The organism is Janthinobacterium sp. EB271-G4-3-2 (assembly GCF_020858035.1).
GTDB lineage: Bacteria > Pseudomonadota > Gammaproteobacteria > Burkholderiales > Burkholderiaceae_D > Janthinobacterium > Janthinobacterium aestuarii.
This window is the reverse complement of record NZ_JACYMG010000014.1, coordinates 60,483-73,589: the sequence shown is the minus strand read 5'-3', so window position 1 is coordinate 73,589 and position 13,107 is coordinate 60,483. Positions and strand designations below refer to the sequence as shown.

Below are 13,107 nucleotides of genomic sequence, written 5' to 3'. Positions count from 1 at the left end.
ACAAATGCTGCCCGCCCCGCGGTTTTTACAGCAATCTTTCTTGTAGAATCTCCGGCACGCAGCGCAATTTGCTTTTCTTTGGTATATTAGGCCGAATTAGTCCTAATACGTACTACTTTCAAGAAAGCCATCGATGCAACGCTACACCACCACCGCCATCATCCTGCACTGGCTGACCGCCCTGCTGATCATCAGCGCCTTCGTCATGGGCCTGGTCATGGTCGACATTCCCGGCCTGACGCCCACCAAGCTCAAATATTTCTCGTGGCATAAATGGCTGGGCGTGACCGTGCTGGCCATCGCCGCCATCCGCCTGCTGTGGCGCAAGGCCAATGTGCCGCCGCCGCACCCGGCCAGCATGGTTGCCTGGCAAAAGAAGGCGGCCGACGCCATGCACGTGCTGCTGTACTTCCTGATCTTCGCCGTGCCCGTCTCCGGCTACCTGTACACCTTGGCCGCCGGCGTGCCCGTCGTCTACCTGGGCCTGTTCCAGCTGCCCGTCATCATGGCGCCGAACCCGGAACTTAAGCCGCTTTTAAAAGAGATTCATTATGTTCTGAACATGACGATGGCCGCCGCCGTGGCCGCCCATGTGCTGGCGGCGCTGAAGCACCAGTTCATCGACCGCGATGGTGTGCTCAAGCGCATGCTGCCCTGACACCGACTTCCCCTTGCTCACTGAAAAACTACAGGAAAAAAACAAGATGAAAACCACCCAACGCATCGTCCTCGCTTCCCTGCTGGGCCTGTCCGTGGCCGCCACCGCCGCCACCTTGCTGAAAGTCGATCCCGCCAAGACCAGCGTATCGGCCGTGTTCAAGCAAATGAACGTGCCCGTGGAAGCGAAGTTCAAGAAGTTCAATATCGCCATCGATTACAACCCGGCCGCGCCGGACGCCTCGAAGGCGTCGGTGGAAATCGAGACGGCCAGCATCGATATCGGCGACCCCGAGTACAACAAGGAAGTGGCGAAGAAAGAATGGTTCAACTCGGCCCAGTTCCCGAAAGCCACCTTCGTCTCGAGCAGCATCAAGGCGGCCGGCGCAGGCAAGCTGACGGTGACCGGCAAGCTGAGCATCAAAGGCAAGACCACCGACGTGACCTTCCCCCTGGCGGTGAAAGCCGATGGCGGCAAATATGCATTTGACGGCGCCCTGCCGATCAAGCGCCTGACCTATAACATCGGCGAAGGCGAGTGGAAAGACACGAGCATGGTTGCAGACGAGGTCACAATTAAATTCCACGTCGCTGCTCAGTAACACCTGAGAAAACGCCCATGGCTGCGTTGCTCTTGCCTCGTCGTACTATTCGTACTGCCTTCGGCAAGGCGCCTTGCCCTGAACGTTTTTCAGGCGTTACACATTAGATCAACGTCCAAAAATCTGTTGTTTAACTTTAGTTAGGAATTCAATGAAATTGAAGCACTTGATGATCGCCGTGCTGGCAGCCGCCGGCGCGGGTTCGGCCATGGCCGCTACCGACACCTACAACCTCGACCCGACGCACACTTTCCCCAGCTTTGAAGCCGATCACATGGGCATGTCCGTGTGGCGCGGCAAGTTCAACAAGACCAAGGGCACGGTCACCCTGGACCGCGCCGCCAAGACGGGCAGCCTGGACCTCGTCATCGATGCCGATTCGATCGACTTTGGCCTCGACGCCATGAACACGCACGCGAAAAAAGCGGACATGTTCAACGTCGAGAAATTCCCTGAAATCACCTACAAGAGCAAGTCGCTCAAGTTCAACGGCGATCAGCTGGTGGAAGTCGATGGCGAATTGACCCTGCTGGGCGTGACCAAGCCCGTCAAGCTGAACGTGAGCAAGTTCAAGTGCATCATGCACCCGCGCTACAAGCGTGAAGTGTGCGGCGCCGACGCCACGGCGGAATTCAAGCGCAGCGACTTTGGCCTGAACTACGGCATGCCGGCGTTCTCGCCGGAAGTCAAGCTGGCCATCCAGGTGGAAGCCATCAAGGCCGACTAAACACGGCCTTGCCGCATGACAAGCCCGCCTTGCCGCCCGCAGCCAGGCGGGCTTTTGCATGCGCCACGCGAATCCGCTGGACTTTTCTATCGTGCGGCATCACTATCCATTGGCATGATGTTGTTCTGACATGGCACACCCACTTATCCATCGCGCGGAGGACTACATGAATTTCATTATCTGGATCGTTATTGGCGGCGTCATTGGCTGGCTGGCCAGCATGGTCATGAAAACCAATGCGCAACAGGGCATCTTCCTCAATATCATCGTCGGCATCGTCGGCGCCTTCCTGGGCGGCTGGCTGCTGGCCCCGCTGTTCGGTACGGGCACCATCAATAGCGACAATTTCAGCCTGGCTTCGTTGCTGGTCTCGTTCCTGGGCGCCGTGATCCTGCTGGGCATCGTGAATCTTTTGCGCCGCGGCAAAATACGCTAAGCAGGCAAAAAGCAGCGCAGCAACACATGGCCGGGCCGCGCAAGCGCCCGGCCATTTTTCATTGCCGCCAGGACACGTATGTACAAATACCACAGCCGCCACGCGGAAAAATGCGCGCTGGCAGCCGGTTCCAGCCCGTATGCGCCCCAAAATCATGCCATTCAAGCAAGCACATACGAACATGCTGCCCGGAAAATGTGATTGACTAGTGCGAGTTCGATACGGATACTCTATGTCGCCCGCTGCACAATCAGCGGGTACTCCGCTGATTCCGACTTCCCTACAATGTAAAAGAACAGAACTCGAATGAAAAAATCTCTCATCGCGCTCGCCATCCTGAGCAACTTCGCACACGCCGACGAAGGCATGTGGATGCCCCAACAGCTGCCACAAGTAGCCAAGGAACTGAAAGCGGCCGGACTGAAACTCGATCCGACCAACCTGACCAAACTGACCGAATTCCCGATGGGCGCCATCGTCAGCCTGGGCGGCTGCTCGGCGTCGTTCGTCTCGCCGCAAGGCCTGGTTGCCACCAACCACCATTGCGTCTACAACAGCGTGGCGGTCAATTCGACCAAAGAGCGCGATTTGCTGGCCAACGGTTTCCTGGCCAAGACTTTCGCTGAAGAATTGCCAGCCTCCCCAGGCAGCCGCATCTTCGTCACCTCGGCCGTGACGAATGTCAGCGACAAGATCATCACCGCCGACGTGGCCAAGCTGCAAGGCAAGGCACGCATCGACGCGATCGAAAAAAACCAGAAGAAACTGGTCGCCGAATGCGAAAAAGAAGCGGGCTTCCGCTGCACCGTGTCCGCCTACTACGGCGGCCTGGAGTTCTACCTGATCAAGCAACTGGAAATCCGCGACGTGCGCCTCGTGCACGCGCCTCCAGCGGGCGTAGGCAAGTTCGGCGGCGACACCGACAACTGGATGTGGCCACGCCACACGGGCGACTACGGTTTCTACCGCGCCTACGTCAGCAAGGACGGCAAGGCTGCCGACTTCAGCAAGGACAACGTGCCGTACCAGCCAAAACACGTGCTGAAACTGGCCAAGGATGGCTTGAAAGAAGGCGATTTCGTCATGGTCCTGGGCTACCCTGGCCGCACCAACCGTCACCGCCTGCCATCGGAAGTGGCGTACACGTTTGACTGGAACTACCCGGCCTTCGTGAAAGCGTCGGGCGAAACCCTGGCCATCATCGCGCGCGAAACCAAGGACAACAAGGATGTTGCCCTGAAATACGCGGGTCAAGTTGCCGGCGTAAACAATTACTACAAGAACCGCCAAGGCATGCTGGACTCGTACGCCGGCAGCGACTTCCTGGCGCGCAAGACGGCGGAACACGAAGCCCTGAAGACCTGGGTCAACGCCACGCCGGCACGCAAGGCCGAATTTGCCGGCGACATCGAGCAAGTGGAAAAGCTGATCGCCGAGCGCGATGCCGACACCAAGCGCGATTTCTTCCTCAGCTACGCACAACCACGCCTGCTGAACACGGCTCGCAGCCTGTACCGCCTGTCGAACGAAGGCACCAAGGCCGATACGGAACGCAAGTCCGGCTACCAGACGCGCGACTTGCCACGCCTGGAAGCGGGCATCACCTCGGTCGAGCGCACCTACGATGAAAAAGTCGACAAGGCGCTGGTACTGAACAGCCTGACCAAGTACGCCGCGCAACCGGCAGCACAACGCCGCGCCAGCTTCGACGCCGCCATCGGCATCAAGGACGGCATGTCGCCAGCCGACCTGTCCGCCGCTCTGGACAAACTGTATGCCGGCAGCAAGCTGGCCGACAAGGCCGAGCGCGCAGCATGGCTGAAACGCACGCCAGCCGAATTCCAGGCCAGCAAGGACAGCTTCATCCAGGCAGCCGTCGCCATGTACCCGGATTCGCTGAAAAACGAAGCGGAAGATGAAGAACTGGCAGGCAAGATCCAGCAAGCCTACGCCAACTACATGAAAGCAAAAATCGCCTTCATGAAGAGCAAGGGCCAAGCCGTCTATCCTGACGCCAACAGCACCCTGCGCGTGACGTTCGGCAAAGTAGCCGGCCGCGACCATGGCGCCGACGGCACCACCTGGTCTGCCTTCACCACCGTCAATGGCGTCGCCGCCAAAGCCACGGGCCAGGGCGAGTTCAATGCTCCGGCAAATCAACTGGCCGCGATCAAAGCCAAGGACTTCGGTAAATTCGTCGATCCGAAGCTGAAAACCGTACCGGTCGACTACCTGGCGACCCTGGACATCACCGGCGGCAACTCCGGTTCGGCTGCCCTGAACGCCAAAGGCGAATTCATCGGCCTGGCATTCGATGGTACCCTGGACTCGATCATTTCCGATTGGGACTACAACAAGGCCAACACCCGTTCGATCCAGGTCGACCTGCGCTACATGCTGTGGAACATGAAACACATCGACCACGCAGACAACCTGCTGAAAGAAATGGGCGCTGAATAACAAGAAGCAATAACCCGGCAACGGGCGCTTTAGCCTGAGCCACTCCTGCGGGAGTGGCTTTTTTTCGCCTGGCGTTTTACCTTGGTAAAGCGGTACGGCACGGCTTGTTCCTCGCCAAACACTTGCGCCCTGCCATTTTCCAAGGGCAGCATGACCCGCCGGCCATCGTGCAGCAGCAAGGCCAGGTCGGCGCCGGGAAAGCGCTGCGCCAGCAGCGGATACGCTTGCCGCGCGATGGGAGCGGCGGGAATCACGATGCGGTAGTCCCCATCGCCAAAGTCCAACAGCAACGCGGGAAGCTCATCGGGCCCCGGCAGCGCCGTGACGCGCAGGCGCGCGGCGCCCTTGACGAGTTCGAGGGCTGACCACAAGGGCAAGCTACGCTGTGCGGACCCGGCCTGCAGCCGCGGCGCGTGGTCCGCCCGCGCCGACGCCAGCACGACGTCGGGCCGCTCCTCCGATACGGCGCCATCGACGGCCAGCAGCCAGCCCCGGTAGCGTATCAGCGCGCCCTGCGCGGCAGCTGTGACGGACCCACCCTGCGCCACGGGTCCCTTGCCTGCTGGCAAGCGCAGTGGCGCCGCCTGTGCCGCCAGGCAAGCCCACCACAGCAGCGCCGCCATCGCCGTCTTGCCCATGCCGCCTCCCTCGTGCGTGAAACCTATTCATAACACAAGTGCGGCCCAGTCCCTCTGCCGCGCCTCAAGGCGCCAACGCCGGTGCTACAATTGGCCCCTAGCGGGCGTACTTACCCAGCGCGCCTTCCCCCTCCCAGACTCAGACCGCTATGCCACCAGACTTGCGCACGACCTACGAACTCGGTAACCACAACCAGACCACGACCTGGCTGGAATGCATCACCTTCTATCAAGATCTCGCCGCACGCTATCCGCACATGCTGCATTTCGAACAGATCGGCCTGTCCGACTCGGGCGTGCCCATCCATGCTGGCGTCGTCAGCGCCGATGGCGTGTTCGACCGTGAAGAGATCAAGCGCGCGGGCCGCACCGTGTTCTTCAACAACAACGGCATCCACCCGGGCGAACCGGAAGGCATCGACGCCTGCATGGCCATCGTGCGCGACCTCTGCACGGATTCTGCGCGCCTGGCGGCGCTGGGCAGCACCGTGCTGCTGTTCATTCCGATCTACAACGTCGATGGCAGCCTGAACCGCGCCAACACGTCGCGCGTGAACCAGGATGGCCCGGAGCAATTCGGTTTCCGCGGCAATAGCCGCCACCTGGACCTGAACCGCGACTTCATCAAGTGCGACAGCCTGAACGCGCAAGTGTTCAACCGCCTGCTGGCCAGCTGGGACCCGGACGTGATGGTCGACACACACACATCGAACGGCGCCGACTACCCGTACACGATGACCCTGATCCACACGCAGACGGACAAGCTGGGCAATGGCCTCGGTCCCTTCCTGCAAGACACCATGCTGCCGCACATCTTTGCGCAGATGGAAAGCGCCGGCTGGCCCACCTGCCCGTATGTGAACCCCGTCAAGGACAGCCCCGACCACGGCATCGCCGAGTTCCTCGAAGTGCCGCGTTTCTCGACCGGCTTTGCGGCCTTGCATCACGTCATCGGTTTCATGCCGGAAACGCACATGCTGAAACCGTTTGCCGACCGCTACGCCTCCATGCGCGCCCTGCTCGACATCACGATGGCGTTCACGGTCAAACATGGCGAACAGATCAAGCAATTGCGCGCGCAAGCCAAGGCGGCCGGCCGCACGCAAGCCGCGTGGCCCATCCACTGGACCATGAACGAGGAACAGCCGTCGACCTTCCCCTTCAAGGGCTATGCGGCGCAATACACGCCGAGTCTCCTCGGCGACTACCAGCGCCTGTCCTACGACCGCTCGCAGCCGTGGGAGCGCGACATCAAGTATTACAACCGCTTTGATGCGGACGTCACCGTAGCCGCGCCAAAAGCCTACGTCGTGCCGCAAGCGTGGCGCGAAGTCATCGAGCGACTGCGCTGGAACGGCGTCGAAATGACCCGTATCACCGCCGAACATACGCTAACGGCGCGCTACTACCACATCACCAACGTCGGTACGCGCGCCACGGCCTACGAAGGCCACATGTTCCACGACACGGTGGATGTGGAAACGCGCACGGGCCAGTTCACCGTGCAAGCGGGCGATTATGTCGTGTCCCTGGAGCAGGACAACGCGCGCTACGCCGTGGAAACGCTGGAGCCGCAGGCGCACGACAGCTTCTTCCGCTGGGGCTTCTTCAACAGCGTGCTGGAGAAGAAAGAAGCGTTTTCCGATTATGTGTTCGAAGACATGGCGTCCGAATTGCTGCGCGACGAGCCGGCGCTGGCGGCAAAATTTTCCGAATGGAAAGCGGCCAATCCGGCCTTGCTGAGCAATCAGGAAGCCGTGCTCGACTTCATTTTTGCACACTGCCAGCGCTTTGCCGAGCCGGAATGGCGGCGTTATCCTGTGATCGCCCTGATGTAACTCGGGGCTGTAGCGACTGCGACATCCTGGCGCCGCATCGGAGACCCCGGTGCGGCGCCTCTTTCTGTGCCCTGCCCACAAGGTAATCCCATGCACTACGCACTGAACCTGCGCACCTTTATTTACAGCCATTATTTTTACCTGGGCTTGCGCGTGGCCATCGGCCTGGTCGGCCTGGCCTTGCTGACCCAGGAAATCAGCGACAGCGCCACCGCCATGACGGTGTGCATCGGCGCCCTGTGCACGACCCTGATGGACATGCCCAGCCCGCTGCGCCACAAGTTCAACGAAATGCTCGCTTCCGTGCTGCTGTGCAGCGCCGTGACCTTATTGATCAGCCTGTGCGGTCCCGTGCAGTGGCTATTGATGACGGTGCTCGTCCTCGTCAGTTTTCTCGCCAGCATGATGGTGGTGTACGGCAAGAAATCCATGCCCTTGCAGCTGGCCGCCCTGTTCATCATGACCATGTCGATGGAGCATCAGATGACGTGGCGGCAATCGTTCCACCATGCGGGCCTGTTCATGCTGGGCGGCCTGATCTATCTGGCCTATGCCATGGCCATCGCCTGGGTCTTGCGCCACCGCATCAAGCAGCAAGTGCTGGCCGAAGCCCTGTTCGAACTGGCCGCCTACATCGACATCAAGGCCGATTTCTACGATGCACGCTTCAATTTGACGGAGCAGTTCAACAAGCTGGTGCGCCATCAAAGCATCCTGGCCGACCGCCAGCAAGCGTCGCGCGACTTGATCTTGCGCAGCCACAAGAACAGCAAGGATGCCATCGTCGTGCAGGTGCACGTATGCATGCTCGATCTGTATGAACTGATCCTCTCGACGCACACGGATTACGCGCTGCTGCGCCAGCACCTGGCCGACTCCGACGTCTTGAAATCCCTGCACGACCTGGCCTACAAGGCGGCGCGCGATATCGAAGCCGTCGCCTACGCCGTCACGCGCAAGCGCGCTTCGTATGCGCAGATCAGCTATGACAAGGAATGGGCCGACATCGAAGCGGAAATTGCCCGCCTGCAGGCAAAGGGCGACAGTGCGCAGGAAGCGCTGGCGACCTTGCGCGCGCAGCGCAACAAGATCCGCGCCATTCTGAAAATGATCGCCGAGCTGCACCTGGCCAGCCAGAAAGTGTATGACAATGTGCCGTTCTGGAGCGGTGCGGACATGGCGCCGTTCCTGTCGCAGCAGAAATACGAACTGAAGACCCTGCTGTCGAATTTGCGCCTGGACTCGCCCGTATTCCGCTTCGCCCTGCGCGTATCGATGGCCATTTCCGTTGGCTTGCTGATCGGCCACTGGCTGCCGTATGCGGCGCACAGCTACTGGATCGTGCTCACCATCGTCATCATCCTGCGCCCCACGTTCAGCATGACGCGCCAGCGCCGCGCCGACCGCATCATCGGCACCATCATCGGCTGCGTGGTCACGGCCATCGTGATCCGCTTCGTGCACAGCAATATCGTGCTGATGGCCATCCTGTTCCTCTCCATCGTGGCCACGCCCACCTTCATCTATCTGCGCTACCGCTACACGGCCATTGCCGTGAGCCTGATGATCTTGCTGCAAATGCATTTGGTGGCGCCCAGCAACCCGAACCTCGTCAGCGAGCGCCTGATCGACACCCTGATCGGCGCGGCGGTGGCCACCGTGTTCAGCTTTGTGCTGGCCAACTGGGAATACCAGAGCCTGCCACGGCTGGTGCGCCAGGTACTGAACGTGAACCTCAGCTATATGCAGGCCAGCTTCGCGCTGCTGCAGGGAAAATGCTTCGATGATTTCGCCTACCGCATCGAGCGCAAGCGCTTGATGGACAGCCTGGCCGCGCTCAGCTCGGCACTCGTGCGCATGCTCGACGAACCGGCCAGCAAGCAGCGGGCCGTGGAAGACATCAACCTGTTCATCGTGCAAAATTACTTGCTGGTGGCCCACGTGGCGGCGCTGCGCTCGATCCTGGGACGCCATGCCAGCCAGCTGCCCGTCGCACCCGTCAACGCCCTGCTTGGCCACAGCCATACGCAAGTGTGCCTGACCCTGTCGCGCGCGCTGGATCAGCTCGACAACAAGGCCGCCATCAGCGCCCCGCTGGCGCCCCCAGCCGCACCGCCCGTGAGCGAAGTGGACTGGTCGGGCTGGCCGCTGGTCAAAAGACGCATCCGCCTGTTACAGGCCGATGCCGACAAGATCGTGGTGCATAGCGCGGCGATCGTGCACATTGTGGCCCCGCGCTAAGCCTGCGCAACTTACTTCAAGTAGCGTTCAAACCAGCCGACGGTGCGTTTCTGCAAGTCGCGCTGGTGCTCGGGCTTGCGGAAGGAATGGCCTTCGCCGTCATAGATGAACAGGCTGGACGGCACGCCCATGGCGCGCAAGCCGTGCCAGAATTCCAGCGACTGGGCGGCCGGCGTTTCCACGTCGCGCTCGCCCACGTAGATCAGGGTCGGCGTCTTCGCCGCCTTGATCGATTCGATGGGCGAAGCCTTGCGGTAGACGGCCGGGTCGTCATAGGCGGAGGCGCCAAAGAACGGGATCATCCACTGGTTGATGCCGTTCTGGCCGTAATAGCTGATCCAGTTCGACACGCCCGCGCCCGCCACGGCCGCCTTGAAACGGTCGCTGTGCGTGACGCCCCACATGGTCATGAAGCCGCCATATGAATGGCCGATCAGGCCCAGGCGCTCGCCGTCGACGGGCGCCACTTTTTGCACCGCGTCGATGCCGGTGAGAATGTCGCGCCAGTCGCCGCCGCCAAAGTCCGCCATGTTGGCACGCGTAAAAGCCTGGCCCTGGCCAAAGCTGCCGCGCGGATTGGGCAGGAAGACGAAATAGCCTTTTTGCGTCAATTCGTGGATCAGGGTGTCCGCCCCCACGTAACGGGGCGAGGCGGCCGCGCCCGGGCCGCCATGCACGTTGACGACCATCGGATAGCGCTTGCCGGCGTCCGTCTTCAACGGCCCCAGCAGCCAGCCCTGCACCTTGTATTGCTCGTTGTTCCAGCCCACGTTCTGCACCGTCAGCTGCGGCGCCAAGCCGTCATTGTCGCGCGTGATCTTTTTCAGCTGGGCCACCGGTCCCGCCACCAGGTAGGAAGCGTGCGTAAAGTCTTCCTGCGCGGCCGCCGCTTGCGAGCCATCGGCGCTGAACGACAGACGGCCATCGCTGCCGCTGCTGCTGATTTCACCAAGCAGCACGGGCTGGGCCGGACCCGTTTGCGCATCGACGGGCACCAGCGCCAGTTGCGAATCGATCAGGGCCGTTGCCAGCAAGCGGGCGCCACGCCAGACGACGCCATTGAAGGTGCCGCGATAGTCTTGTGTCACATTGCGCGGCGTGCCGCCGGCCAGCGGCACCGTGTAGATATCGCCGCCGATGGAACCGAAATCGCTCATCAGGCCGCCGATGAAGACCACCGTCCTGCCATCAGACGAAACCGAGGGCAGGTTCAGCTGCATGGCCGGCGACGCGATCACGCGCAGGGCGCCCGTGGCCGCATCGATATGGCTGAGCTTGGCGACCCACCAGTTGCTGTCGCCATTGCCCTGCGCGCTGGTGGCGACAAAGCCGCGGCCATCGGGCGTCCAGCTGTATTCATACACATAGGTGTCGGCGGGTGACAGCAGACGCGGCTCGCCGCCGCTGGCCGGCACGACGGCGATGCGCTGGGCGTCGTCTTCGCTGCCCACTTCGCCCACTTGGCGCGCGCCCGCCTCCACGGCGCCGGCCAGCTTGCGCGCGCCCACCGTCGCAAGCAAGGCCAGCTGCTTGCCGTCCGGCGACCAGCGCGCCGTGCTGGCCACGCCCTTGATACTGGTCAACGTTCGGACTTGCGTTTGCGACAGGGTGGCCAGGTACAGCTGCGCCGTGCCCGCCTTGGCGTCGTAGCCGATGAAGGCCAGCTGTTTGCCATCTGGCGACCAGCTGGGCTTGTCGTAGGAGCACACGGCACACGGATCGAATTGCTGCACGATGGCGCCGTTGGCGGCGTCGCGCACGACGATGGCCGCGTGCGGGCGCTGCGCTTGCTCCCCCGCCTTGTTCGATTCGATGGCGGCGATGCGCTGGCCATTGGCCGACAGGGCCACGGCGCGGTAATCGCGCAATGCCGGCCCGGTTGCAGCGGCGGCGTGTGCCGTGGTGCCCAGAAGGCTGCTTGCCAGCAGGCCGCAGGCGGCCAGATCAGTTATTTTCATCATGTAAATTCCGGTTAGAAATAAAAAAAACCGCCGGCAAGCGCGGCGGTTTTGGATGGAACAGACTGCATTAGCGGGCCTTCCTGCCCAGATGCGAATGCCGCATGCTGTACAAGAAGTAAATGGCCACCGTCACCGCCATCCAGATACTAAACACGACAAACGTCGTATGCGGCAAATCGCGCATGATGTACAGGCAGGCGAGTACGCTCAGGCCGGGAATCACATACGGGCCGAACGGCACGCTGAAGCCTTCGATGCGGTTCGCGCCCTGCTTGTGGCGCAGCACGGGCACGGCGATCGAGACCACCATGAAAGCCGTCAGGGTGCCGATGCTGACCATGTCCCACAGGTAAGTCGCATCGATGGAACCCGCCACCACGGCCACGACGAGGCAGACGATGATGGTATTGCTGACCGGCACCAGGGTGCGCGGGTGGATCTTCTGGAACGACTTCGGGATCAGGCCGTCGCGGCTGACGGCAAACAGGATGCGCGTCTGGCCATAGATCGTCACCAGGGTCACGCTGAAGACGGAAATGACGGCGCCGGCCGACAGCACCAGCGCGGGCCAGGTCTTGCCCGTCACATTTTGCAGGATCACCGCCAGGCCCGCTTCCTGGCCTTCGAACAGTTTCGCCTGTTGCGCGCCCAGAGCGGCCACGGCCACCAGCAGATAGAACACGGTGACGATCAGCAAGCCATACAGGATGCCGCGCGGCACATTGCGCTTGGGGTCTTTCACTTCGTCGCCCGCCGTCGCCACCGTGTCGAGGCCGATGAAGGAGAAGAAGACGGTGCCGGCCGCGGCCGTTACGCCCGTCATGCCGGCAAAGCCCTTGCTATTGTCGGTATTGAAGAAGGGCACGAAGTTGTCGGCATTGAAACCGGAAAAGGCAATGGCGATGAAGAATACGAGGATGGACAGCTTGATGATGACCATGATGGCGTTCATCAGCGCCGATTCCTTGGCGCCACGCAACAGCAGAAAACCGCACATGCAGATCAAAAAGATCGGCGGCAGGTTGATGTGGCCGGCGTGAAACTCCATGCCATGCGGGCCGGAAACGATCATCGGCGTGCGCAGCATCTCGGGTATGTGCCAGCCAAACGCATTTTCCAGGAAATTGTTCAGGTAGGACGACCAGCCGATGGCCACGGCACTGCCCGCCAAGCCGTATTCGAGCAGCAAACAGGCGGCCATGATGAAGGCAAGAAACTCGCCGACGGTGGCGTAGGCAAACGAATACGAGGAGCCGGAGGCGGGGATACGGAACGACAGCTCCGCATAGCACAAGGCCGTCAGGCCGGCCGTGATGGCGGCGATCAGGAAAGACAGGACGACCGATGGGCCCGCCTTGGGCACGGCTTCGACCATGGTAAAGAAAATGCCCGTGCCGATGGTGGCGCCGACGCCGATCATGGTGAGGGAAAACAGGCCGATGGACCGGCTCAAGCCACTGCTGCTGAGGCCTTCACCATATTCGACCGTGGTATCGATCGGCTTGGTGCGGCAAATTTTCTGGACCAGGGTTTGGCTCACTAATATT

10 protein-coding genes are annotated in these 13,107 nt (G+C 61.4%); 7 read left to right on the top strand and 3 right to left on the bottom strand.

Going from position 1 to position 13,107, the window contains the following annotated elements; all coding sequences use genetic code 11:
- Window positions 1-133 precede the first annotated feature (133 nt).
- The 5 genes from IGS55_RS24055 to IGS55_RS24035 all read left to right on the top strand — a co-directional run bounded on the left by IGS55_RS24055 (window position 134) and on the right by IGS55_RS24035 (window position 4,882).
- A complete protein-coding gene (locus tag IGS55_RS24055) occupies window positions 134-658 on the top strand; it encodes a cytochrome b (protein ID WP_230518239.1) in 525 nt (174 codons plus the stop codon).
- A gap of 46 nt (window positions 659-704) precedes the next feature.
- Window positions 705-1,259: a YceI family protein gene (locus IGS55_RS24050; RefSeq protein WP_139090541.1), complete on the top strand. Its 555-nt coding sequence runs from the start codon at window positions 705-707 to the stop codon at window positions 1,257-1,259.
- Between the two features lie 151 nt (window positions 1,260-1,410).
- Window positions 1,411-1,986, top strand: a complete 576-nt coding sequence (locus IGS55_RS24045) for a YceI family protein (protein WP_046684512.1) — start codon at window positions 1,411-1,413, stop codon at window positions 1,984-1,986.
- 166 nt (window positions 1,987-2,152) lie between these two features.
- Complete coding sequence (locus IGS55_RS24040) at window positions 2,153-2,422, top strand: GlsB/YeaQ/YmgE family stress response membrane protein (RefSeq protein WP_034745587.1); 270 nt, start codon at window positions 2,153-2,155, stop codon at window positions 2,420-2,422.
- A 306-nt stretch (window positions 2,423-2,728) separates the two neighbouring features.
- Entirely contained in the window at window positions 2,729-4,882 is a 2,154-nt protein-coding gene (locus IGS55_RS24035) for a S46 family peptidase (protein WP_034745584.1), read from the top strand.
- A 29-nt stretch (window positions 4,883-4,911) separates the two neighbouring features.
- Here the strand turns inward: IGS55_RS24035 and IGS55_RS24030 are convergent, their stop codons facing one another.
- On the bottom strand, window positions 4,912-5,520 hold the full coding sequence (locus IGS55_RS24030) for a hypothetical protein (RefSeq protein ID WP_230518240.1): 609 nt from the start codon (window positions 5,518-5,520) through the stop codon (window positions 4,912-4,914).
- A 149-nt stretch (window positions 5,521-5,669) separates the two neighbouring features.
- Here IGS55_RS24030 and IGS55_RS24025 point away from each other — a divergent pair, with 149 nt between their 5' ends.
- Both IGS55_RS24025 and IGS55_RS24020 read left to right on the top strand, forming a co-directional pair.
- Complete coding sequence (locus IGS55_RS24025; protein WP_230518241.1) at window positions 5,670-7,358, top strand: M14 family zinc carboxypeptidase; 1,689 nt, start codon at window positions 5,670-5,672, stop codon at window positions 7,356-7,358.
- Window positions 7,359-7,448: 90 nt separating this feature from the next.
- On the top strand, window positions 7,449-9,599 hold the full coding sequence (locus IGS55_RS24020; protein ID WP_230518242.1) for an FUSC family protein: 2,151 nt from the start codon (window positions 7,449-7,451) through the stop codon (window positions 9,597-9,599).
- A gap of 11 nt (window positions 9,600-9,610) precedes the next feature.
- Here the strand turns inward: IGS55_RS24020 and IGS55_RS24015 are convergent, their stop codons facing one another.
- Window positions 9,611-11,560, bottom strand: a complete 1,950-nt coding sequence (locus IGS55_RS24015) for a S9 family peptidase (RefSeq protein ID WP_230518243.1) — start codon at window positions 11,558-11,560, stop codon at window positions 9,611-9,613.
- 67 nt (window positions 11,561-11,627) lie between these two features.
- Window positions 11,628-13,100, bottom strand: a complete 1,473-nt coding sequence (locus IGS55_RS24010) for an amino acid permease (RefSeq protein WP_230518244.1) — start codon at window positions 13,098-13,100, stop codon at window positions 11,628-11,630.
- Window positions 13,101-13,107 lie beyond the last annotated feature (7 nt).

Bases quoted from the DNA above. Each gene is read 5' to 3' on its own strand.
- IGS55_RS24055 (WP_230518239.1), top strand. From the start codon at position 134: ATGCAACGCTACACCACCACCGCCATCATCCTGCACTGGCTGACCGCC.
- IGS55_RS24050 (WP_139090541.1), top strand. From the start codon at position 705: ATGAAAACCACCCAACGCATCGTCCTCGCTTCCCTGCTGGGCCTGTCC.
- IGS55_RS24045 (WP_046684512.1), top strand. From the start codon at position 1,411: ATGAAATTGAAGCACTTGATGATCGCCGTGCTGGCAGCCGCCGGCGCG.
- IGS55_RS24040 (WP_034745587.1), top strand. From the start codon at position 2,153: ATGAATTTCATTATCTGGATCGTTATTGGCGGCGTCATTGGCTGGCTG.
- IGS55_RS24035 (WP_034745584.1), top strand. From the start codon at position 2,729: ATGAAAAAATCTCTCATCGCGCTCGCCATCCTGAGCAACTTCGCACAC.
- IGS55_RS24030 (WP_230518240.1), bottom strand. From the start codon at position 5,520: ATGGGCAAGACGGCGATGGCGGCGCTGCTGTGGTGGGCTTGCCTGGCG.
- IGS55_RS24025 (WP_230518241.1), top strand. From the start codon at position 5,670: ATGCCACCAGACTTGCGCACGACCTACGAACTCGGTAACCACAACCAG.
- IGS55_RS24020 (WP_230518242.1), top strand. From the start codon at position 7,449: ATGCACTACGCACTGAACCTGCGCACCTTTATTTACAGCCATTATTTT.
- IGS55_RS24015 (WP_230518243.1), bottom strand. From the start codon at position 11,560: ATGATGAAAATAACTGATCTGGCCGCCTGCGGCCTGCTGGCAAGCAGC.